Genomic DNA, 23,727 nt, shown 5'->3' on the forward strand with positions numbered 1-23,727 from the left:
TGTATTCTCGGGTCGCTAAACCTGTGATTTGCTGTGCTGCCGGATGACCTTGATTGAGGGCCACCGCGGCTGTATGTACCAGCCTTGTAGGTTATCTTCAGTTTTTAACGAATGGGTGATCGTGCCGTAACGGCCGTTTTTTGTGTTGCCCGCTTCAGCGGCCAGCGCTTTTTTGATGTGGGGACGTTTCCTTGGCAGTCAGTAATCTGGATATGCACGCGTTATTCGTGCTGGGTGATTTGCGCGCAAAGTTGGTCAAGCAGTTTCAATCGCGGTTTGTCTACGTCACCGAACAAACGCCAGAAGGTATCTATATCGCCGAGATCGATACCGAAACGGCGTTGGTCGTGGATGACAAACCACGCCTGGAACTCAAGGTGGGTGACCATTTCCGTGCGGCGGTGTTGCCCAGCCGCGAAGGCGGTAAGTTCGAACTCAAGTTTCGCGATATCAAGTTGACCGTGTATGGGCTGGGCGATTACGCCTTTGTTTCCTCGGCTGAGGGCCAGGGCATCGTGTTCAAGGAAGGCCATAGCGTAATGCTGGTATTTGCCGCCCATGAACAATTGCAGGAAGGCCTGACCAAGACGCTCAAGGCCGTGACCGGCAAGGCCGCCAAATGGCGCAAGGGCGAACTGGTTACCTTCAAGGCCAGCGAATAACTGATAAACACTTCGTGTACCGATCTGTTCCGGAACCTCTACTACAGTTGCGTTGACTTAACTATTCAGAGGCTTCGCGCATTGGCGGCAAAGCCGTTCGCCATGACTGTGAAGACGCGAGGTGCAACGCATGAAGGGATTGAAATCACTGTTGGCGGCGTCCTTGACGGCCTTGAGCTTGTCATTGCCGGTCTCGGCTGCCCAGGCACCGGTGCATTTTGCCGACCTGAACTGGGAAAGCGGCAGCTTGATCACTGAAGTACTGCGCTTTATCGTCGAGAAGGGTTATGACCTGCCTACCGACACCTTGCCCGGTACCACCATCACCCTGGAAACCGCCCTGGCCAAGAACGATATCCAGGTGATAGGGGAGGAATGGGCTGGCCGCAGTCCGGTGTGGGTCAAGGCCGAAGCCGAAGGCAAAGTGGTAGGCCTTGGAGATACAGTCAAAGGCGCCACTGAAGGCTGGTGGGTGCCGGAGTACGTGGTCAAGGGTGACCCATCGAAAAACCTCAAGCCGCTGGCTCCGGACCTGAAAAGTGTCAAGGACCTGGCGCGCTACAAGGATGTGTTCAAAGATCCGGAATCACCAGGCAAAGGTCGCTTTCTTAACAGCCCCATCGGCTGGACCTCCGAAGTGGTCAACAAGCAGAAGCTGAAGGCCTATGGCCTCGACGATAGCTACGTGAACTTCCGCAGCGGTTCGGGCGCGGCGTTGGATGCGGAAATTGCGTCTTCGATCCGCCGGGGCAAGCCAGTGCTGTTCTATTACTGGTCACCCACCCCATTGATGGGGCGTTATAAATTGATCCAGCTGGAAGAACCGCCGTTCGATGCCGATGCGTGGAAGACCCTGACCGACGCGGACAACCCTGACCCCAAGCCCACGCGCTCGTTGGCATCCAAATTGAGCATTGGCGTATCGACGCCGTTCCAGCAGGAACATCCGCAGATTGCCCAGTTCTTCGAGAAGGTCGAGTTTCCCATTGAACCGCTTAACAAAGCCCTGGCGAAGATGAGCGAAAACCACACGGCACCACGGGAAGTGGCCCAGGTGTTCCTCAAGGAGCATCCTGAGGTGTGGAAGGCGTGGTTGACCGATGATGTTGCGCAAAAAGTTGAGTCGGCCCTCAAGTAATAGACAGTGTCTCTACTTGATGGAGATCAAAATGTGGGAGGGGGCTTGCCCCCTCCCACATTTTTTTTGCATTCCAGATTTAGAATCGGGTTTGTATTGCGACCTCAAACGTTCTCGGCGATCCCAGGTAATACGCCGGCGACACATGGGCAAACTCGGCATACACCTCATTGGTCAAGTTGCGCACGCGTCCGGTCACCGAGGTGTGGGCGTCCAGCCTGTAGCGCAGGAAGGTGCCAAACAGCGTGTAGGCCGGCACCGTCTGGGTATTGGCATTGTCCGCATACACCTGGGCGACATACCGCGCATCCACACCCCCTTGCCAATCCTCGGAAAAATCATAGGTCAACCACAGGTTGCCCACGCGCCTGGGCACGTTGGTTGGCGTATTGCCTTTACGCGACACCACCGCGCCACTGGCCATTTTCTCATTGAACTCATCGTACTCGGCGTCGACCCAGGCGAAGTTGCCTTCAGCCAGCAACCTTGGCGTGATACGCAGTGAGCTGGCCAATTCGATGCCCTTGGACGACTGCGCGCCCACCGGGATGCTGTTGGTCGGATCCAGCGGGTCGGTGACGGCAAAGTCTTTGCGTTCGATCTTGTAGGCCGCGACCGTGGCGGAACCGCGACCGTCCAGGTAGTCGAACTTGCTGCCGATCTCCCATTGCTTGCCGGTGGACACATCGAACACCTGGGTGGTGGTATTGGGCTGTTCCACGGCGGTGCTGTATTGCACGTAAACATTGGCCGACGGGATGAATTGATAAGTCAGGCCCACACGCCCCGTCAGTGGTTCCCAGCTGCGCTTGAAGTGCCGTGGGATAGTGGCGGTGACCGTGCGGTGGTTGGTCACGTCCATGTCGATGGCGTCATATCGCAGGCCGGTCAGCAGCGAGAGCTTATCCGTCAGTCCCAGGCGGTTTTCCACGAACAGCGCCTTGGTGGTCACCTGGTTGGTCTTGTCCTTGACGAAACCCGGGCGGGTGCCGGGGATGTCATAGAAGTGTCCCGGGTCATAGTTGTTCGGGTCCACGGTACTTTTTCCCGGCACGTTCAAGGGGCTGTTGGTGGTGCTGTTGACCTTGTACTCAAAACCGCCGGACCAGGTGGTGGAGAGGCCGAAAATCCTGTTGTCATGGCGCAGTTCGAACTGGTTGCCGTTCTGTTGGCCCTGATGCCGTACCTGATAGGCGGTCGAGCGGTTCACCGCGCTGTTATCGGCGTTGTACTGGTAGGTCTCCAGGTTCCGGTAGTCGCGCTGGCTGTCGAGGTGATAGAGGGTGTTTTTCAGTGTGGTGCTGTCGTTTATCCGGTAGTCGATGATCGACCGGGCCCAGATAGTGCGCTGTTCGTAACGTCCGTCGGCGACGTTGTAGTTGTTGAAGCGGTTGTGCTTGTCGATTTTCAGTTCGCCGGCCTTGGGGTTGAGCACCGGTGTGCCCCAATAGGGGCTGTCTTCATGCTCGTCCTGATATTCCAGGGCCAGGGTATGGGACAGGTCGGGGGTCAAGTCGCTGAGCAGCGAAAACGCCAAGCTCCAGGCATCTCGTTGATCGCGGTCGATGTAACTGTGGTTGGTGTTGCGGCTCACGTCCAGGCGTGCGTAGTGCTGCACCTCGGCACCGGGCTCGGTCAGCGCATGATTGAGGCCGAACGCCATGCCCGCGGTGTCGTAGCTGCCATAGGTCAACTGGCCTTCGACAGCCTGTTCGTCACGGCTCGCCAGCTTGGTCACGTAGTTCAGCGAGCCGCCCACGGAGCCTGCGCCGTTGATCAAGGAGGAAGGGCCGCCCACCAGCTCGACGCGGTCATAGACCCACGCATCCACTGGCCGCGCCAGGCCCGTGGCAACGTTGATACCGTTGAACATCTGGGTAATCTGGCTGCTGGTAAACCCTCGGTACGAGACAAACCCGCCAAACCCGGGCGGCGCGCTGGCATTGACGCCGGGCAGGGTATTGGCCGCATCGCGGAAGGTCTTGGCGCCATGGCGCTCGATATCGTTGCGATTAGCGATGGCGACCGAGGCCGGGGTTTCCCGCACGCTCAGTCCCAGCCGCGAGGCCATACCGCTGGATTGGTCCAGGGCCAGCCCGGGCTCAACGCTTTGCTCGCCTTCAATGGTGGTCGGTGCCAGCTCAAGGGCCGGGGCGCAGACAGGCAGGCAGCCGAACAGGCCTGCCAGCAGAGGTAGATGTTTCATGGTTGAATCCTGAAAACTTGGCTTGAAAACACACGCACGGCCGCCCGTTCTTCCTCACGGAAACGGTCGGCAATGCAGATCAGAAGCGCAGGGATCAGGCGAGGGCAGGTGGCGCGCGCGGGTTAGCGGTGGGCCAGGTGAAGCGGGCAGGAATGTCAGCGGCGAGCACGACCGCCGCAGGCGGCGCGTGGGGTTGTGGCAAAACTGTCACGTTCAGGTGGCTGTTGAGCGCGGGGCCCATGCCGCCGGTCGAACACAACGGGCAACCGAACGCCTTCGACAGCGTTGGCAGGTTCTCATCCGTAGAGTTGTTTTGCAGGGGCGCCTGGGTACGCGGATCCACGGTGCAGAACTGGCCGCTGATGCCGTTGAGCTGCATGCCCACCATCTGCCCATGGCCAATACTGCAGGCGAACACATTGAACAGGACGCAGCAGTAAAGCATCCAGGCAATGAGCGAGCGGTCGGCACGGGCGAGTTTCATGGGGCGGCACTTTACCATCAGCCGCCGACGAAATGCCTGCAAAAAATCTCAGGGCGACTATCCTGATTCCCACATTTTTCGGGAGCGTGCGCCATGAGTTTTGTCATTGCGCGATGGATTGTCGGGGTTTTTACCTTTATCAGCATGCTGCATCTTTACTGGGCCGCTGGCGGCAAATTCGGCAGCCTGGCGGCGATTCCGCAACTGCCCGGCGAATTTGCCAGCGGGCCACGGCCGGCGTTCAAGCCCTCGGCGCTGGGCACCTTTCTGGTCGCTATGGGGTTGGTGGCAATTGCCTTGCTCGTTTGCCTGCGCGCCGGGTTGTATTTCACGCCGGTGTCCCATGGGGCGTTGCAGTGGGGCATCAGTGCCATTGCGGTGCTGTTCTTTGCCCGGGCGATAGGGGATTCGGAGCTGGTGGGTTTTTTCAAGAAGGTCGGCGGCTCCCGGTTTGCGCGCCTGGATACGTACGTCTACTCGCCGCTGTGCCTGGTGTTGGGTGCCGGGTTGTTGGTGGTGGCCTGGACCTGATCGTCTCAGCTCCAATGTCGGTGGTGCGACGATTCGACTTGCCCCCGATGAGCATGGGTATCTACACAGCTTCTGGTACGCCGCCGGCCCATGTGGGAGGGGGCTTGCCCCGATGGCGGCCTCACAGCCGACCAGGATGTTCGGTTGGATCGAGTACATATCCATTGTTTGGGTGACGGCCGCTATTGGTTCCGCCCTTACGGCGGGTCACTTTTGAAAAGCGCAAAAGTAACCAAAACGCTCTTGCCGGTATGACTCACCCACATGGGTTACAAATCAGTTCACGCACATAGGTAACAGTTATTAACTAGCACGGTTGACTTCGAGAGGATCTGACCGTGCCCTGGAAAGAGCTGAAACCAATGGATCTTAAAGTGATGTTCATAGCCTCCTATCTGGAGGGCAAACACACCTTTAGTAAACTGTGCAGCGACTATGAAATCAGTCGAAAGACTGGCTACAAATGGGTCGAACGATACGAATCTGAGGGGCCAGGCGGGCTTGAGGAGCGCAGTCGTTGTCGACACAATCAGAGCTATGTAGTGCCCGTCGCCGTCAGGCAGGCAATCATTGAGCTTCGCTCTATCGGAGAAACGACTCCAGGACCGAAGAAAATCCAGAATGACTTGCTCAAGCGTTTTCCGGATCAGGATCCACCGTCAAAAACGACCATCTACAACATCCTCAAAGCTGCTGACCTGATTACGCCCCAACGCATTCGGCGGCGTGTAGCGGTCTACCCCAAACCCTTGAGCAAGGCGGAAACGCCCAATCAGCTTTTCAGCGCTGACTATAAAGGCCAGTTTCTGACAGGCGCGGGGGTGTGGTGCTATCCGCTGACGATCATGGATCACGCCAGCCGTTTCCTACTGGCCTGTCAGAGCATGCCCAGCACTAACCTTAAGGAAACTCAACAGACCTTTGAACGGGTTTTTCGCGAGTACGGTTTACCGGAACGCATCAGGACAGACAACGGCGTGCCATTTGCTAGTACGGGCCAGGCCGGCTTATCGCAGCTGTCGATCTGGTGGCTGCGGTTAGGGATTATTCCTGAGCGAATTGAACCCGGCAGACCAGATCAGAATGGGCGTCACGAACGCATGCACCGAACGCTGAAAAGCACCCTGCCACAACCGCCAGCGATTCCTTGGGAGGCTCAGCAGAAACACTTTAACCGTTTTATGCAGCACTACAATTACGAGCGAGGGCACGAGGCGCTTGATCAAAAAACGCCTGCTTCCTGCTATTCGCCCTCGACCCGGGCTTACCCAGAAAAGCTACCCGAAATGAGTTATCCAAGTCACATAGAGTGTTACCTGGCTGACAGCAATGGAATTATCAATCGATCAGGTCTGCGGATTTACATCGCTAATGTGCTTAAGCATCAGACCATTGGAATGGAGATGATTGGTGAGGATATATGGGAGGTGATCTTCGGTCCGGTGATCCTAGGCCGGGTCTATGCTAGAGAGGCAAAGAACGGGTACGTTTCGATAAAAGTGTCACCTATGTAGAGATACTTTTTTGTAACCCATGTGGTTGTCCCGTACATGCCCCACCACTCGGCACCTCGCTTGGGCTCGGTGTGCCCGTAATTCGACAGGGATTTGGGGGGCCGCCGCCACGCGCCATCCCTGGCGCGGGGCGGCTAAACCGGCATCCCTGCCGGTTTAGCCCCCAAACCCCTGTCAAATTCCGGCCAGCGTGGTTTGACGGGGCGCCTGAGATCAAAAGCAGAGCAAGATCAAGAGCGGCTCGCTTCGCATCGTGGTTACTGACGGTCGCTTGTGATTGACCCTCCGCTACCGAGGGCAAGTCGAATCGTCGCACCGCCCCCTTCCACAACAAAGCGCCTAAAGGCCGAGATCTCCCAAACAGCACACCCAGCCCTCCCTCCAAAAACCCTCCAGACAAAAACACACCTGTCGGTTTTATAGCGCTTGACCTTCCCAATGTGGCAAGCCCGATAAAAACCTCCAGTGTCGATTTGTCTTGAAAATTCCAAGGAGGGTGAACGATGTACGCCAAACCAATAAGCCTGATCACCGGGGCAATGGCCGTGGTGTTGACGCTGGGCGGATGCACAGACAACGCGCCGCCGGCTGCGGCCGCCAAGCCGCCCGGTGTGCCGGTGGCCGAGGTGGTTGCACGGGCGGTGACGCCGTTTGTCGAGTACACCGGTTCGTTGACCGCCATCGATCAGGTGGAACTGCGCCCGCGTGTCAGCGGCTATCTGCAAAGTGTCAGCGTGCCCGAGGGCCAGTTCGTGGCCAAGGGCAGTCCGTTGTTTGTGATTGACCCGCGGGTGTTCCAGGCGGCGTTGAATGCGGCCAAGGCACGTTTGCGCGAGGCCGAGGCCAATGCGGTGCTGGCCCAGGCCGAGCACGGGCGAGCCGAGCAACTGTTCGCCAAGAAGGTGGTGGCGCGTGATCGTCTTGATACCGCCATTGCTTCGTTGAATGCCGGCAGGGCCCAGGTCGAGGCGGCGAGGGCGGCACTGGATGCGGCACAACTGGATCTGAGCTATACCCGCGTCGCCGCGCCCATCAGCGGCCGCATCGACCGCGCCCTCGTTACCGAAGGCAACTACGTGACGCAAGGGGTGACGGCGTTGACGACTATCGTCTCCATCGACCCGTTGCATGTGTATTTCGATGTCGACGAGCGCACGTATCTGCATTCGCTTGCCGCGACGCGGGACCATGCCGGGTCCAAGGGCGAAAAAGCCGCCAAGGTCATGGTGGCCATGCTCAACGATACGACCTATGCACGGGCCGGGCGGGTGGACTTCCTGGCCAATGCGGCCGACCGCAAGACCGGCACTGTGCGCGTGCGTGCGGTGGTTGACAACCCGGATGGGCGCCTGACTCCCGGGCTGTTTGCCAAGGTCAAGCTGGACACCGGCACCGCCCAACCGCGCGTGTTGATCGCCGACCATTCCATCGGCACCGACCAGGGCCGCCGCTATGTGCTGGTGGTCGGTGAGGGCGACAAAACCGAATACCGCCCGGTGGAATTGGGCCCGGTGGTCGACGGCCTGCGCGTCATCGAGCAGGGCCTGCAAGCGGGCGAGCGTATTGTCGTCAAGGGCCTGGTGCGCCCCGGCATGCAGGTGACGCCACTGGCCGCCAGCATCGAGGGCAAGCCGCTTGAAGCACCGTTGACCGTGGGGGGCGTGCAATGAGCTTTCCACGCTTTTTCATTGATCGACCGATCTTCGCCATTGTCCTGTCGGTGTTGATGATGATCGGCGGCATCGTGGCCTTCTTTCATCTGCCGTTGAGCGAATACCCCGCGGTCACGCCGCCCACGGTGCAGGTCACCGCGTCCTATCCCGGGGCCAACCCGCAGGTGATCGCCGAGACGGTAGCGGCGCCATTGGAACAGGTGATCACCGGGGTCGAGGGCATGCTGTACATGACTTCGCAGTCGGCCACCGATGGCCGCATGATCCTGACCGCGACCTTCGCCCAGGGCACCAACGCCGATATGGCGCAGATCCAGGTGCAGAACCGTGTGTCGCGGGCCTTGCCGCGCTTGCCCGAGGAGGTGCAGCGCCTCGGCGTCGTCACGCAAAAGACCTCGCCCGACATCCTCATGGTGGTCCACCTGCTGTCCCCCGACAAACGTTATGACCCGCTGTACATTTCCAACTATGCCTACCTCCAGGTGCGTGACGAGCTGTCGCGCCTGCCGGGGATCAACGACGTGCTGGTATGGGGCGCGGGCGAATACAGCATGCGCTTGTGGCTCGACCCGGACCTGATCGCCGCCCGTGGCTTGACTGCCGGCGATGTGATTGCTGCGGTACGCGAGCAGAACGTGCAAGTGGCGGCCGGCTCCGTCGGCCAGGCACCGGATTCCAGCGCGGCCTTCCAAGTCACGGTCAATACCCTCGGGCGCCTGACGGACGAAGAGCAATTTGGCGACATCATCATTCGCACCGGCGATAACGGCCAGGTTACGCGCCTGCGTGATGTGGCCCGTATCGAAATGGGCGCCGATGCCTACGCACTGCGCAGCCTGTTGGACGGCGAGCCGGCGGTGGCCTTGCAGATCATCCAGAGCCCGGGGGCCAACGCCCTCGATGTGGCCCAGGCGGTGCGCGATACCATGCAGCGCCTGCAGGCCAACTTCCCGGAAGGGCTGGAGTCGCGGATTGCCTATGACCCGACGGTGTTTGTGCGCGCTTCGCTGGAGTCAGTCGCGATCACCCTGATGGAAGCGATCCTGCTGGTGGTCATCGTGGTGGTGGTGTTCCTGCGTAACTGGCGCGCGTCGCTGATCCCGTTGATGGCCGTGCCGGTATCGATTATCGGCACTTTCGCGGTCATGCACCTGATGGGCTTTTCCCTGAATACCTTGTCGTTGTTCGGCCTGGTGCTGTCGATCGGCATTGTGGTCGACGATGCCATCGTGGTGGTCGAGAACGTCGAGCGGCATATCGAAAACGGCGAGGAGCCCACGCAAGCTGCGCGGCGTGCGATGGGCGAGGTCACCGGCCCCATCATTGCGATTACCTCGGTGCTGGCTGCAGTGTTCATCCCCACGGCGTTCCTCAGTGGATTGCAAGGTGAGTTCTACCGGCAATTTGCGCTGACCATCGCAATTTCGACGATCCTCTCGGCGGTCAACTCGTTGACCCTCAGCCCGGCGCTGGCCGGCCTGTTGCTGCGCCCACGAGGTGCCCCCGTGGTGCATGACCGGCGCAGCCTGCGCGGTCGTGCCGCGCACCTGCTGGAGCTGTTGGGCCGGCCGTTCCAGCGGGCGCCGCAGGCGTACGGCAACACAGTGCGCAAGGTTGTCGGTCGTCGTGGCGTGGCGCTGGTTGCCTATTGCGGATTACTCGCGCTGACCTGGTTCGGCTTCAACGCTGTGCCGGCGGGTTTTGTGCCGATGCAAGACAAATATTACCTGGTCGGCATTGCCCAATTGCCCAACTCGGCCTCGCTGGATCGTACCGATGCGGTGGTGCGGCAAATGTCGAAAATCGCCCTGGACGAACCGGGAGTGGAAAGCGTGGTGGCGTTCCCGGGACTGTCGGTCAACGGCTTCGTCAACGTACCGAATGCGGCGGTGATGTTCGTGATGCTCGATCCGTTCAAGGAGCGAACCTCGCCGGACATGGCCGCAGTCGCCATCGCCGGGCGCCTGCAAGCCAAGTTCGCGAGCATTCCCGACGGTTTCCTCGGTGTGTTCCCGCCGCCGCCGGTGCCTGGCCTTGGTGTCACAGGTGGTTTCAAGCTGCAAGTCGAGGACCGTGGCGGAGTAGGGCTTGAGGCGTTGGTGCAGCAGACCCAGGTGCTGATGACCAAAGCCACCGAGTCGGGCCAGGTCGCCGGCTTGATGACCAGCCTGGACGTCAATGCGCCGCAGCTGAATGTGGATATCGACCGCACCCAGGTCAAGAGCCAGGGTGTGCGCCTGGCGGATGTATTCGAGTCACTGCAGGTCTATCTCGGGTCGCTGTATGTCAACGACTTCAATCGTTTCGGCCGCACCTACAAGGTCACCGCCCAGGCCGATGCGGACCACCGCATGCAGGCCGAAGCCATTGGCCGCCTGCAAGTGCGCAATGCCGCCGGGGACATGCTGCCGTTGTCGGCGTTTGTCACCGTCACCCCGGGTTCCGGCCCTGACCGTGTGATTCACTACAACGGCTATCCCTCGGCGGATATCTCCGGTGGGGCGATGCCGGGCGTCAGCTCCGGCCAGGCCGTGGCGCTGATGGAGCGCCTGGCGCAGGAGGTGCTGCCCGAAGGTGTGACCTATGAATGGACGGACTTGACCTACCAGCAAAAGCTCGCCGGGTCATCGGCGCTGTTTATTTTCCCGCTGTGTGTATTGCTCGCTTATCTGATCCTCGCGGCGCAGTACAACAGCTGGCTGCTGCCGCTGGCGGTCTTGCTGATCGTGCCCATGTGCCTGCTCAGCGCGATCATCGGCGTATGGCTGGTGGATGGCGACAACAACGTGTTCGTGCAGATCGGGCTGGTGGTGCTGGTCGGGCTGGCGGCGAAGAATGCCATCCTGATTGTCGAGTTTGCCCGCAGTCTCGAAGCCGAGGGCGCCAGCCCGTTGGAGGCGGTTATCCACGCCTGCCAACTGCGCTTGCGGCCGATCCTGATGACGTCCCTGGCGTTTATCGCCGGCGTGGTGCCGCTGGTATTTGCCAGCGGTGCCGGGGCCGAGATGCGCCATGCCATGGGGGTCGCGGTGTTTGCCGGCATGCTCGGGGTGACGCTGTTCGGGCTGTTCCTCACCCCGGTGTTCTACGTGGTGATGCGCAGCCTGGCGCTGCGCGTGGAGCGTCAGGGTTCGAGTCCGAAGTTGCAGTTGGGGGAGCGTGCATCATGAGACTGTCTTATCCAGCGTTTCTGTTGCCGTTGCTGATGGTGGCCGGCTGCGTCTCGGTGGGGCCTGATTATTCCGCCCCTGTGTTGCCTGCCGCGCAGCGCCCGGCGAGCTTCGGTGCGCCCGTCGCCGGTCTCGGTACAGCCGAGGTCGAGGCGCAGTGGTGGCAGGTGTTCGACGAGCCGGCACTCAGCCAGTTGATCCGGCAGGCGTTGGCGGCCAACCACGATATCGGCATCGCCGCCGCGCGCCTGGACGAAGCCAAGGCGATGCTGCGCGAAAGCCGCCAAGGGTTCTTGCCCAGCGGCGGTGCCGCCCTCGGTTATGAGCACCGACGGCGCAGTGAGGTCCAGACGCCATACGGCGAGCAGCGCTCCATTGAAACCACCCGTGCGGCCCTGGATGCGGCCTGGGAAATCGACCTGTTTGGCCGCGTGCGACGCTCGGTCGAGGTCGCGCAGGCCCAGGCCGGGTCACGCCAGGCGCTGCTGCGCAGTGTACAGGCGAGCGTTGCGGCCACCGTTGCCGCCACCTGGTTCGAACTGCAAGGAATCGAAGCCGAACAAGCGGTGGTCGCTGACATCAGCCAGAGCCAGCGCGACAGCCTGGACCTGGTGCAGCATCTGGTCAGTGTCGGCGCTGCGACCGAGTTCGACCGGCTGCGTGCCGAGGCTTTGCTGCGCAATGTCGAAGCGGTAGCGCCCGACCTTGAGCGGCGTCGCGCAACCTCCACTAACGCGTTGGCGGTGCTGCTGGGGCAGGCGCCACAAGGGTTCAAGCCCCCGCTGGCCAGGCCCGGTCGTGAGACTTTGAGCCTGCGCACCCTGCAAGTGGGCGACCCGGCTGGCTTGTTGGCCCGGCGCGCCGATATTGCCGCGGCCGAACGCACTCTGGCGGCTGAAACCGCGCAAATAGGCGTGGAAACCGCTGGTTTGTATCCAGATATTCAGGTGCAGGGCTCCATCGGGCTATTGGCCGGAAGCCTCGGCTCCCTGGGCGATGCAGGCATGCAGTCGAACTTTATCGCCCCGGTGATTCGCTGGTCGCTGCTGGACACAGGGCGCGTGCGCGCGCGGATCGCCGCCAGCGAGGCGCGTGCCCAGGCGGCGTTGATCGCCTACGACCAGACCGTATTGCGTGCCCTGCAGGAAACCGACGATGCGTTCCAGGCCAACAATGCCGCAGGCAGCACCCTGGGCCTGCGGCTGCTGGAGGCTGCGGCCAACCGCGAAGCGGCCAGGTTTGCGCGCACGCGATTTGCCGAAGGCGAGGGCATGTATCTGGATGTGCTTGAGGCCGAACGTGCCGACTTCACCAGCCGCCGTGCGTTAACGGCGGCGCGCACCCAGCAGCGCTTGGCGGTGGTCGGGATCTACAAGGCGCTGGGCGGTGGCTGGCAGATTTGTGAGCAGGCGGGGCAGGCTTGCAGTGGGGCTGCGGCGCTGCGTTAGCCACAGCCGAGCAAAAACACAGCACGGCAGTGCAAATGTGGGAGGGGGCTTGCTCCCGATGGCGGCGGGTCAGTCAGTACATCTGGCATTGACCCACCGCCATCGGGAGCAGCCCCCTCCCACATTTTGATCTCCACACATAAGGAAAATGACCATCGAAAAGAAATTTCCTACAGGTATTGACCTTGCCACTAGAGGAACCTTTAGCCTTTTCTTCGAGTACGCCAAATCACAAAAACAAGAATCAAGGGGTTATCAATGGATACTGCTGCCCTGCAACAACGCCCGAATTCCGATCTGTTCACCACGGCCTCGACGCTGATGGTCAATGCCCTGGAACCCGGCGCCCATTACGCCCAGGTCACCCGCGCGCTGGAAGCACTGCTCGCGCTGACCCGGCAAGGCTTGTCGGGGGATGCCGATGCCTACGCCCACTACCAGGCAGCCCTGCTGCAGCTGCACATTCCGGGCGATCCACGTACTGAGCCGACCCGCCGTTGGATGGCCAGTGAGGTCTACCGCGTCGAAGATGAGTTCGCCACCGACCGGCCGGGCTTCACCGCGTTGCCGGTGGATGAGTTCCGACAGTTGGTTGACGCTGAAATCGCCGCTCGCAGCCGGGTCAACCACCCCATGTCGGTGCACCTGTTCCAAGGTACGCCGCCTGTGCAAGACGTACGTTTCTTCCTGGAACACCACTGGACCCGCTCATACAACTTCTACAGCCTGCTGGCCGAGCTGGCGTTTCGCTTCGAGGCCATCGAGGATGCCTCGGTGTTCTACCGCAACCTTTACGGTGAAGCGGGGGCCGAGACTCCGCAGCGTTCGCACCCGGCGATGCTGGCCCATCTGATGGAGTATTTCGATATTCCGCTGGCCATCGATTTTCCTGCGTTGCATCCCCTGGAAAAAGCCTACCTGAATAATCGCATTCGCTGCGTGCGCCACACCGATGTCGCCTGGGGCCTTGCGCTGCTCTATGCGGTGGAGTCTGTCAGTTGCGTCAACCACCGGCGCATCTACGAGCTGTTGCAGCGCCTCGACGTTCCAGAGCAGCCCAGCGAATTCCACCGCCTGCACGGCACCCAGGATGAGATCGACACCGAGGAAATGTGGGCGCTGATTGCCAAGTTCGCCGGCGATGAGGGCTTTCAGCGCACGTTCATGCGCGCGCTCAAGCGTCACTTCGAAATCAACAAGGCCTATTTCGACAGCTTGTGGCAGCAGATGCAGGCACAGCGCTTGCCCGCCTGAACCATCCAGCGATCCCAGAACAACAATAATGGAGCACATGATGAGCCCACGTAATTTCTCGCAGCCGCAATTGCAGAATATCCACACCGCCGAAGCCCGCCTGTTGGCAGAAGCGCTGAAGCCGGATGCGACATTCAATCGCATCGAAATTGCCGCCAATATGCTGCGTGCCCTGTGTGAGTCTGGCCAGCGCGGCGATGCCGCGAACGCGGCGCAGTGCCAGCAATTGCTGTACATCCTGTCGCTGAGCGATGACGTCGCCACCGCCTCGACCCGACGCTGGCTGGCCAATGCCATCTATAGCGTGCAAGAGCGTTTCATGCCGTCTGCGGACCTGGCCTCGCCGTTGTCCGAGGCCGCGTTCCAGCAACGCCTGGAAGAGCAGATTGCTGCGCAGTCACGGGAAAACCACCCGATGTCGCAGTATGTGTTCGAGGGCAAGGCGTCCCGCGAGCAACTGCAGGTGTTCCTGCGCCACCAGTGGTTCCGCACCTACCGGCTGTACCGGGATGCCGCCGATCTGTTGGTCAACCTGACCGATGTTGACGAGGCGGCCGCCCTTGGCCGTTATCTCTACGGCGAGCTGGGCGAAGAGGACGAACAGCGCTCCCATCCCCGGCTATTGGCCAAGCTTCTGGCCGCCATAGGTCTGACTGCGGATTTCGAAGCCATCTCGACGATGCCCGAGGAAATCGCCTACCTGAACAACCGTGCCCGCTGTTTCCGCAACCCCGATGTCGGCTGGGGCCTGGCGGTGTTCTACATCACCGAGCTGGTGGTGCCCGGCAACCACGGCAAGTTGTACAACGCCTTGCGCAATGCGGGCTTGAGCCAGGACGACGCGGAGTACTACGAAGTGCATATCAGCCTGGTGCCTCCACGGGCCAAGCGTGAATGGGCACTGATTGCACGGCGTATCCCGGGCCTGGGTTTCCAAAATGCATTCCTCACGTCCCTGGCCGAGCACTTCCGGCTGGAGCGGGCCTATTACGACGCGGTCTGGGAAGCAATGCAGCGCGTGAAGTAGCCCTCCTTAGGACAACGCGAGTAACCCGACATGCCGAGTCATATCACTGAATCCCGTATCCACGGGGGCGCTTACTCGTCCCCGGAATTTGCCGCGATCTTCTCTGATGCCAATCAGGTGCAGAAGTGGCTCGATGTAGAAACAGCGCTGGCGGCGACCCAGGCGCAGATGGGCATCATTCCACAAGAGGCTGCACGGGAAATCGCCCGGGTGGCCAGTGTGGAGCTGCTGGATCTCGACGCCCTGGGGCGCCAGAGCATGGAGACCGGGCATATCCTGGTGCCGACGCTTCGTGCCCTGGAAGCCTTGTGTGCCGATGGCTGGGGTGAGTACGTGCATTACGGCGTGACCACCCAGGACATCCTCGACACTGGGCTGATCCTGCAAGTGCGCGATGCCTGGGGCCTGGTGTTGCAGCGCTTGCACGCGATCCGTGGGCATTTGCTCACGCTCGCCCTGCGACATAAGCACACGCCGATGGTCGCCCGCACCCATGGGCAACAAGCATTGCCCACCACGTTTGGCTACAAGGTCGCGGTGTGGGTCGATGAGATCGATCGCCACCTCGAGCGCTTTGACGAGGCGTATGCCCGGGTCATGGTGGGCAACCTGACCGGCGCCGTGGGCACCCTGGCGGCGCTTGGCCCGCAGGGTTTGGAGGTGCAGCGCCGCACCCTGGAAAGTCTCGGCCTGGGGGCACCGCTGAGCAGTTGGCACAGCGCCCGTGACCGCATTCTGGAGGCGGCGTGGCTGCTGGTCCAGACGTCGGCGACCCTGGGCCGCGTCGCCAATGAGATCTACCATCTGCAGCGCACCGAGATCGATGAAGTGCGTGAAGGCCGCCGGGCAGGGCAGGTGGGAAGCAGCACCATGCCCCACAAGCAGAACCCATCGACGGTGGATCTGATCAGTGCACTTTCGCGGCTGGTACGCGCGCAGATGCTTGCCCTGACCGATGCGGCATTCCAGTTGCACGAGCGCGACGGCACCACATGGCGTATTGAATGGGCCGCCTTGCCGGAGCTGTTTATCTACGCCGGTGCCTTGCTCGCCCGTATGGAGGGTGTGCTGCTGGCCGGGTTGGACGTGCGCGAAACGCGCATGCGCAGCAACCTCGACATGCTCGGCGGGCTGATCCTGTCGGAGCGCATCATGCTCGTGCTGGCGCCACGGTTCGGCAAGCAGACGGCTCATCAACTGGTCCACGAAATAGCCCAGCGGGCCCAGGTCGAGGGTCGTCCTTTTCGCGAAGCCCTGCTCGGCGACCCGCGCCTGCACGGCTGTTTCAGTCGCCAAGTGCTGGACGACCTGCTTGACCCGGCGGCCTACACCGGGCTGGCGGCAGACATGGTCGACCTGGTGGCGAATAAAGCGATACCCCGTCTTGAAGGGGTAGAAACCCAAGGCAATACCGGTCAGTCCCAGTACGCAATGGAGGGTATGTGATGGATGCGCAAACGTTGGAAATGGCAGCCCGTGCGTCTTGCACCGCACGTTCGGAACACCCGGGCCTGGGTCATGACGGTGAACAGTGCCGGCATGAACACAGCCACATCCTCGACTCGAAAACCCACGGTTCAGGCTATGCCGGCCCGCAGAGCCGCAAGATCTTTTGCAGCCATTGCCGCCTGCAACGCTGGCTGGATGTGGAAGCCGCACTGGCCATGGCCCAGGCCGATGTCAATATCATCCCGCGTGAGGCGGCCCTGGACATCGAAAAAGCCGCGTTGCTGTCGGGCATCAATGTGCGCCAACTGGCCGAGGGCGTGGCGGCCACCGGTCATTCGCTGATGCCATTGCTCAGCGCCCTGCAAAAGAACTGCAGCCCGAATGCCCGTGAATACGTGCATTACGGTGCTACCACCCAGGACATCCAGGACACCGCCCAGTCCCTGGAAATGCGCGACGTCCTCGACGCCATGGACCAGGCCCTGGAAACCTTGCTGGGCAAACTGTCGACGCTGGCCGATACACACCGTGACTCGCTGATGGTCGCCAGGACCCATTCGATCCCGGCGTTGCCGACCACTTTCGGGCTGAAGGTCGCCGGCTGGATCGACGAGCTGCTGCGCCATCGCCAGCGCCTGGCCGAGGCACGCCAGCGCGTGCTGGTGGTGCAACTGTTCGGCGGGGTCGGCACCATGGCGGCGTTCGGTCCGGAGGCGATACCGATGCTGGAGCGTTTTGCCGAGCGCTTGTCATTGCAGGTGCCCTTGACCGGCTGGCACGTGTCCCGTGACCGGGTCGCGGAGTTTGTCAGCACCCTGGCGATGGTCACGGCCTCGTTGGCTCGGGTGGCCGATGAGATCCGTACGCTCAATCGCTGGGAAATCGCTGAAGTGGAAGTGGGCTGGAGCGATCAGCAGATCGGCAGCAGCACCATGCCGCACAAACGCAACCCGGAAGGCTGCGAGCAGGTGGTGGTGCTGGCGCGGCTGGCCAAGGCCCAGGTCATGCTCGCGCTGGACGCGATGATTCTTGAACACGAGCGCGATTACCGCGGCACCCGCCTGGAGTGGTGTGCGGTCGCAGACGTTTCCCACTATGCGCTGATGGCGCTGTCGATCCTCACCGACACCATCGACGGGCTCACTGTGAACGTGCAGAAGATGGAATGTACCGCCCACGCCTACGGCGATGCCATCTGCACCGAAGCGGTGGTGTTCGAAATGGCGCGCAAGCTGGGCAAGAGCAGCGCCTACGAAATCATCTTCGAAGTGTCCCAGGCGAGCCAGCGCAATCATGTGTCGATCCGCACCGCCATCGAGGCCGATGCGCGGGTGGTCGCCGCCATGGACACCGGCGCACTGGCTCGGCTGTTCGAGCCCAGGACCCACCTGGGCATGTCCGACCGCATCGTCGACAACGTGCTGTCCAAACTGGCGGCCCGCTAAGCAGTGATCACCCAACAGACTTATCAAGGAGCGACACATGTCAAACGTTACGGCAGTTGATAAAGCCAAGGTGCAACAGTTTTCGGCGCGCATCATGGAGGACTACGGCAACACCCTGCGTGGCGCCATGCTCTATATCGGCGACCAGCTCGGCTTGTTCAAGGCCCTGGCCGACGGCGAGGCGGTGACCCTGGAGGAGCTGGCGCAGAAGACCGGCTATAACGCCCGCTACCTGCGTGAATGGCTGGGCAGCATGGTCACCGGCAGCTATGTGACCTACGACGCGCCCACCCGCCGTTACCAGATGCCCGCGGAGTTCGTGCCGGTGCTCGCCGATGAAGACTCGCCGTATTTCGCCGGCGGCATCATCCAGTTGAGCGTGCCGTTCGTGAGCATGGCACCCAAGGTCATCGAAGCGTTCCGCAATGGTGGCGGCTGCGCCGAAGAGGCGTTCCCGCTGGAGACCTGGAAAGGCATGGAGCGCATGACCATGCCTTGGTACAAACACTATCTGGTGCAGCACTGGATCCCTTCCCTGGACGGCGTCGAAGAGAAGCTCAAGACCGGCGGCAGTGTCCTTGACTTCGGCTGCGGCGCCGGTCTGGCGGCGATCACCATGGCCAAGGCCTACCCCGAGGCGCGGATTGTCGGCTGCGACTTCCACTTGCCCTCCATCGAGTTGGCGCGGGCCAACGCCGAGGCGGCGGGCGTGGGCGACCGTGTGCAGTTCGAAGTGAACGATTCCGATGCGCTGCGCGGCCAGCAATTCGACTTCGTGACCACCTTCGTGGTGATCCACGACGCCACCGACCCCCAGCAAATGCTCAAGGACCTGCGCGCAGCCACGGCCGCAGACGGCACCTACCTGATGGTCGAACTCAACCTGTCCGAGGAGCTGCACGAGAACATGAACCTGTTCGGCCGGGTGATGTACCCGCAGAGCACCCTCTATTGCATGACCTGTTCGCTGTCCCATGGCGGGGCAGGGCTGGGGGCGTTCATGGGTGAGAAGCGTGCCCGCCAGATGGCGCAAGCCGCCGGGTTCAGCCACTTCCGCAAGGTGCCTTCGGAGTGGCCGCCGATGCCGGCGTTATTCGAACTCAAGCCCTGACCTGGGCCATGCCTGCGACGGCTGCCTGAAGTTCGCTGAGTAAGGCAATTTAGTGGCCCCTTTGTAAACAAATCCTCGCCAAAATCGCTTTTATTTTCAGGTGGTTAGCCGAGGATGCAAATGCGCACTGTGGGAATGATGCTGATTGCCTGCTCCCTGGCCGGCGGCGCGGCGGCCGTGCAGGCCCGGGAATTGCGCGAGGGCGACAAGTACATGTGCAGCTGGGGCGCGGGCACTGCTGCCAGGGCCCAGGAACTCAAGCTCTCCGGGGTGTCGCTGTACGCCGCTCGGCAGAAGATCCAAAGCATCAAGTTCAACAAATCGTGGATGCACATGATGGCCATGGGCATTACCGAACAGACCTATGACAGTCGTTCACGGCTTAAGCCGGAGGCGATTCGCAAGAGCTTTTATCAGGATTGTTTGCGGTATAAGGTGGCGCGTAAATAACAATGCCCAGAACTGTAGACAGGAATTCTTGGGGTTGAGTTTGATTTTATAAGAAGCAGGAACGGATCCATTAATAGATCCGTCCCTTTTTCATTTTAAGTTAATATGATTGCCATCGCTCTCAGTCGTAGGGTGTCGGTATAGCCTACGTTTGCTCCTCCAATCCATCCTTGGGTAGTCATAGCTATACTTAGTATGTATTGAGGATAGAGAGAGTTGTGGGCCCAGTAAATGCCGTTATTATAGCCAGTTTGAGAGTTGAACAAGTCGCGGCCGGGATATGTTAAACGACTAACAAGTGATCCGACTAATGCGCCATCATTTGGTGATGTGATACCACCGACGCTAGCAATCCAATTCCTCGCAGCTACTGGATCCATAAATGTGTTATTGACCTGAAGCCGATAGATGTTCTCAACCGTAACAGGGTAACTTACTTGTTCGCCGGTGGCGTCAGTGGCTGTGATGATAGCGTTGCCGTTTGCGATTCCGATGACGGCCCCAGCTGTTTCGGAAACCTGGGCAAATCGGCTGTTACTCGAACTATACGTGTATGGAGGTACTCCACCCTCAGCACGTCTAGTCGACGGAGCGTACGGATGAACAGGCCAGCCATAATTCTGTATTACTTGAAGATTTTTCAACCGCATAGGTGTTTTGTCTATCGATAATGCTGGGCGTATGACTGTGTAGGTAGTTGATGGGAATTGGACTGAGTTTATTTTATCTGAGCTGCCGTTAAATTTAATTTCTACTGTGACTATTATCTGAGAATTATTAGGCAGCTCATTGAGCCAACTACGCAGTACCGGCTTATTTGCTAACCCGTTAGCGGCTTCTGTTGGGCTGACCAGAGCACCATCGGCCGTGAGTACATGCAGCGGCGCCACTCCGGCACTGACGCAGGTTATCCATATACGGTGTCCGACCGCGCTCAAAGGCCACTTATTGACTGAACACACGCCATTACCGGTAAAAGTTTCCAGATCCAACGTACCGCCAGGAGCAATATTGTTGATTCGTGGCTGCGGCAAATCGGCAGGAAGTATTGTATTGACCTTCACCGTCTGCACTTCTGACGGAATCGGCTCATCAACGCCCTCACGCTCCACCGAATACTTCAAGCACACCGTACTGTTCACACTACGATGCAAGACCTTGGCCGAGGTCAGGTTGAATACCACCGTACCGCCGTCCAGCCCACTCTCGATCACAGAATGGCAGGTGCCGTCATCAAAATACCAGCAAAACGTGATGCGATCTCGACCACTCATACCGGTGTAGCGAACAGTCACCGTCGTATTGTGCTCAATCGGCAGCGGATCCACCGTCACATTCGGCCCGGTATCGGTAGTGCCATTGATCAACGGATGAGGCAATACTCCCGGCAGACCTTGTACGATGTAGTGGCGCTCGCGGAACAACACCGCATTGGCCTTGTTGAAACTGCGGTCAAAGCAAACCCAGAAACGGATGGTCAATGGCGTTCCATCCTTGAGCTTGCGCAGTTCGTCCACGGGGGTCGGTGGCTGGATTCCACTGGCTTCGCCTTCTTGGGTCACCAGGTTGTTGGTGTAGGTGGCCTCGAAGTATGGCGTCTCTGGAACGGTGTCATAGGTGCCGCTGTACTCCATCCACATGCGCTGGGCCCGATGGATGAAGTGCCAGATATTGATCATCGTGCGCTCGGTCCCATTCAGCCTGGAAGTGTCGAGCACCGGCGTATCCCCGATCCCTTCGATGGTCGGGATCGGCAAGGTGGTGAGGTTGAGCAGCAACAGGTCGAGTATTGGAGAAGGCGTTTCTCGTCCGTTACGTATGAGGAAGTATTGCACGTTGATCCGTTGGCCAAATGGCGCAATATTGGCGCCCACCACTTGTGGCGGGACGGTAAAGTCCACGGTCTTCCTGGTGTCGCCGTCCTTGGTCTCACAGTGGCTGCCGATGTCGGGTATGCCTGTCCAGCACGCTCGAATACGGTCGGTGGGCAGCATTTGCGGGAGGGTGACTCGAATGGTCGCACCGGCGGTGACCGCTTCCGGTGCCAATTGGTCGGGGGCTTTGGACGCTTCGAGGACTTCCGGGCGAGGCAAGTCGCCAAGCGCCTTGCCGACAGTCACCTCGAGTATTTCCGAGCGCAGGGTGCGCCCACCATTGGCGGGGATCAGTGAATAGCTCAAGCGAATCACGCCGCCCAGGTTGGTGTCGGCGTAGTGTCGGCACAGCGAAAAGGGGACGGGGGCTCCCGCGGTGGCGCGATTCAGACGGATGTCCCCATGGGTGCTACCGTCCGCAGCGGTCCCTGACAGGCGCCATGCAAAGACGTCGCCATCGAAGGTCATAGCGTAGGGCAGCGTGATATCGAGCTGGCCAAGCAAGTCATCTGGGTCCAGGTTGTGGTTCTCATCGACCCGGTCGATTTCCGGCCTTGGCATTTCGGCGATACGCTCGCCGAACCGCACATACGTCGGTTCTGACTCGCGAATGGCCTGCGTCCCTGTACCCAATGCCCGCATGAGGCCGTCGTCTACCGTGTAGAAAACCCGTACATCGCCCAAACCGATAAATCGGGTGAAGTTGGCTTGTGTCACGGTACGAAAACGGGTGGGCGGTGGTGGGGCGCCTGCGATATGGGGTTGTTCGTAATCAACGAGCCCGCCACCCGGTAGAACGGCCTCCATCCGCAGCCTGACCAGGCTGTCAGGGTCGTAGGGCGTATAGGCCGGGTTCGGATAGTTAATGGTGATGAAAGGCTCGTTGGGGTCAATCAAGCCGGCATCGGCCTGCACCACCGTGACTGCCGGCATGTCCGCAATCGTGCCGGAGATCAGGATTGTCAGGGATTGGGATTTGGCCAGTACGGTGCCCAGCGGGAACTCAAGCCGCCAGGTGATCTTCATCGAGCCTTGGATCAATTGTTTGATGATGCCGTCATCGACAGGAAACGAAGTCGGCCAACCCGGGTCCGCGCCCTGATCGGGCAGGTCGAGTTCAAACGTTGACTCGTCGACGCGAGTACCGCCCAAGGTCGCAATGACGCGAGCATTCGCAGGGACAAAACGGCCATCCGGCAGCTGAAAAGGCGTGACAACCTGAACTGCAAAGAACTTCCCGGCATCCTGATCATAGTTGACCGAGGTGACCGAGGTAGTGCCGACAAGGAAACGCGCCCGCCTGAGCAGGCTTGGGTCAAGCTCGGCCTGTACATGCACGGCCTGAGAAAAATGCTCGACATGCCCGGAGCGGTTTTCCACTTCATCGAGCACCTGATAGCGTATCGGTATGAGGCCGCTGCCGGTGCCGATGACACTTGCCGGAACTTCCACTTCAATCGGCTTTGCCCCGCTGGCGTGGTCGTCATCGAGTTCGAAAACCACCACCTGCGTGATCGTGTCCCAATACAAAAGAATCTTATCGCGCACACGTTTACCGGGGTAATCGAGCGTGAACACTACGCCCTGGGCGGCGCGCTCCGGTGTCAAGACTGCGCCGGGCGCTGCCAGGTCGTCCGGCAAGCTGAGCAGCAATTTGTCGTGGTAACCCAACCCGGGCTGTTCATCCAGGCCAGGTCGTGTGTCCTTGACGAAGACAGTCAGGTCATCTGATGTACTCGGCGTGCCAGGGCCGTTGCGCACCAAACGTACGAACACAGGAGAGGATAGACCCCGTGGTACACTTTCCTCGTTGATGGCCAGTTGAAAAAAACTTTTGCCTGTTTCCTCTGGTTTGACGGTGTGAAATCCCAGGCGCAGCGTACGGCTGCCGTGGAAGTACTCGCAAGTATCACCCGCTTGCAAATTAGTCCAGCGCATAATGGTTACATATAGGTAAGTATCGAGATGCCGCACGCCCAGGCCCCTGTCAGCCCCCACCACGTTGAGCACCGGGTTGGAGTAGATCGGTGGGTCGAGATCATTGCGGGGGGCGGATGGGCTTTGCACAACCGGAAAATGTTTATCGGGCGCTGGTAACTTGGACATGACTGAACTCCCTGGTTGCGGCCTGGACGGCTGTGGAACAAGGAAATCAGACGCTTGAAAAGGATGGGCGTCTAGCTGTGAGAATTGACAGTGGCGACGAGTGGTAACGGCCTTGTACTTTGAAGTCACGGCGTTGCCAGAGAGATGCTTACAAATCCACGACAAACCCTAAGTCAGTATTTGCA

16 protein-coding genes are annotated in these 23,727 nt (G+C 60.2%); 13 read left to right on the forward strand and 3 right to left on the reverse strand.

The genetic code is table 11. From position 1 onward, the window contains the following. Nucleotides 1-212: 212 nt before the first annotated feature. Together QYQ93_RS12760 and QYQ93_RS12765 are read left to right on the forward strand one after the other, a co-directional pair. Nucleotides 213-662 (forward strand): hypothetical protein, encoded by a 450-nt coding sequence (locus QYQ93_RS12760; protein WP_043050583.1) that lies wholly within the window; start codon nucleotides 213-215, stop codon nucleotides 660-662. Nucleotides 663-792: 130 nt separating this feature from the next. Then, nucleotides 793-1,800, forward strand: coding sequence for an ABC transporter substrate-binding protein (locus tag QYQ93_RS12765; protein WP_043050584.1), 1,008 nt, complete (start codon nucleotides 793-795; stop codon nucleotides 1,798-1,800). Between the two features lie 79 nt (nucleotides 1,801-1,879). Here the strand turns inward: QYQ93_RS12765 and QYQ93_RS12770 are convergent, their stop codons facing one another. Next, nucleotides 1,880-4,006, reverse strand: coding sequence for a TonB-dependent receptor (locus QYQ93_RS12770; protein WP_338477107.1), 2,127 nt, complete (start codon nucleotides 4,004-4,006; stop codon nucleotides 1,880-1,882). A gap of 94 nt (nucleotides 4,007-4,100) precedes the next feature. Further along, complete coding sequence (locus tag QYQ93_RS12775) at nucleotides 4,101-4,490, reverse strand: DUF2946 domain-containing protein (RefSeq protein ID WP_043050586.1); 390 nt, start codon at nucleotides 4,488-4,490, stop codon at nucleotides 4,101-4,103. Between the two features lie 93 nt (nucleotides 4,491-4,583). Here QYQ93_RS12775 and QYQ93_RS12780 point away from each other — a divergent pair, with 93 nt between their 5' ends. The 11 genes from QYQ93_RS12780 (at nucleotide 4,584) to QYQ93_RS12830 (ending at nucleotide 19,562) form a co-directional block, all read left to right on the forward strand. Further along, nucleotides 4,584-5,021 (forward strand): DUF3995 domain-containing protein, encoded by a 438-nt coding sequence (locus QYQ93_RS12780; RefSeq protein WP_043050587.1) that lies wholly within the window; start codon nucleotides 4,584-4,586, stop codon nucleotides 5,019-5,021. 338 nt (nucleotides 5,022-5,359) lie between these two features. Further along, entirely contained in the window at nucleotides 5,360-6,535 is a 1,176-nt protein-coding gene (locus tag QYQ93_RS12785; RefSeq protein WP_338474990.1) for an IS481 family transposase, read from the forward strand. 503 nt (nucleotides 6,536-7,038) lie between these two features. Then, nucleotides 7,039-8,205: an efflux RND transporter periplasmic adaptor subunit gene (locus QYQ93_RS12790; RefSeq protein WP_338477108.1), complete on the forward strand. Its 1,167-nt coding sequence runs from the start codon at nucleotides 7,039-7,041 to the stop codon at nucleotides 8,203-8,205. Next, the gene (locus QYQ93_RS12795; RefSeq protein ID WP_338477109.1) at nucleotides 8,202-11,378 is read left to right on the forward strand and encodes an efflux RND transporter permease subunit; all 3,177 of its coding nucleotides are present in this window, start codon (nucleotides 8,202-8,204) and stop codon (nucleotides 11,376-11,378) included. Before QYQ93_RS12790 ends, QYQ93_RS12795 begins: the two co-directional genes overlap by 4 nt. After that, complete coding sequence (locus QYQ93_RS12800) at nucleotides 11,375-12,826, forward strand: efflux transporter outer membrane subunit (protein ID WP_338477110.1); 1,452 nt, start codon at nucleotides 11,375-11,377, stop codon at nucleotides 12,824-12,826. The genes QYQ93_RS12795 and QYQ93_RS12800 overlap by 4 nt, the downstream gene beginning before the upstream one ends. A gap of 258 nt (nucleotides 12,827-13,084) precedes the next feature. Next, complete coding sequence (locus QYQ93_RS12805; RefSeq protein ID WP_338477111.1) at nucleotides 13,085-14,080, forward strand: HOASN domain-containing protein; 996 nt, start codon at nucleotides 13,085-13,087, stop codon at nucleotides 14,078-14,080. Between the two features lie 40 nt (nucleotides 14,081-14,120). After that, complete coding sequence (locus QYQ93_RS12810; RefSeq protein ID WP_338477112.1) at nucleotides 14,121-15,107, forward strand: HOASN domain-containing protein; 987 nt, start codon at nucleotides 14,121-14,123, stop codon at nucleotides 15,105-15,107. 30 nt (nucleotides 15,108-15,137) lie between these two features. Next, entirely contained in the window at nucleotides 15,138-16,553 is a 1,416-nt protein-coding gene (gene purB, locus QYQ93_RS12815) for an adenylosuccinate lyase (RefSeq protein ID WP_338477113.1), read from the forward strand. Continuing rightward, on the forward strand, nucleotides 16,553-18,001 hold the full coding sequence (locus QYQ93_RS12820) for an adenylosuccinate lyase family protein (protein WP_338477114.1): 1,449 nt from the start codon (nucleotides 16,553-16,555) through the stop codon (nucleotides 17,999-18,001). The genes purB and QYQ93_RS12820 overlap by 1 nt, the downstream gene beginning before the upstream one ends. Nucleotides 18,002-18,038: 37 nt before the next feature. Further along, on the forward strand, nucleotides 18,039-19,112 hold the full coding sequence (locus QYQ93_RS12825; RefSeq protein ID WP_043051406.1) for a class I SAM-dependent methyltransferase: 1,074 nt from the start codon (nucleotides 18,039-18,041) through the stop codon (nucleotides 19,110-19,112). A gap of 120 nt (nucleotides 19,113-19,232) precedes the next feature. Next, on the forward strand, nucleotides 19,233-19,562 hold the full coding sequence (locus QYQ93_RS12830; protein ID WP_043051415.1) for a hypothetical protein: 330 nt from the start codon (nucleotides 19,233-19,235) through the stop codon (nucleotides 19,560-19,562). 95 nt (nucleotides 19,563-19,657) lie between these two features. Here the strand turns inward: QYQ93_RS12830 and QYQ93_RS12835 are convergent, their stop codons facing one another. Next, the gene (locus QYQ93_RS12835) at nucleotides 19,658-23,542 is read right to left on the reverse strand and encodes a hypothetical protein (protein ID WP_338477115.1); all 3,885 of its coding nucleotides are present in this window, start codon (nucleotides 23,540-23,542) and stop codon (nucleotides 19,658-19,660) included. Between the last annotated feature and the right edge of the window lie 185 nt (nucleotides 23,543-23,727).

This window comes from Pseudomonas khavaziana, from assembly GCF_036704165.1.
Lineage (GTDB): Bacteria > Pseudomonadota > Gammaproteobacteria > Pseudomonadales > Pseudomonadaceae > Aquipseudomonas > Aquipseudomonas khavaziana.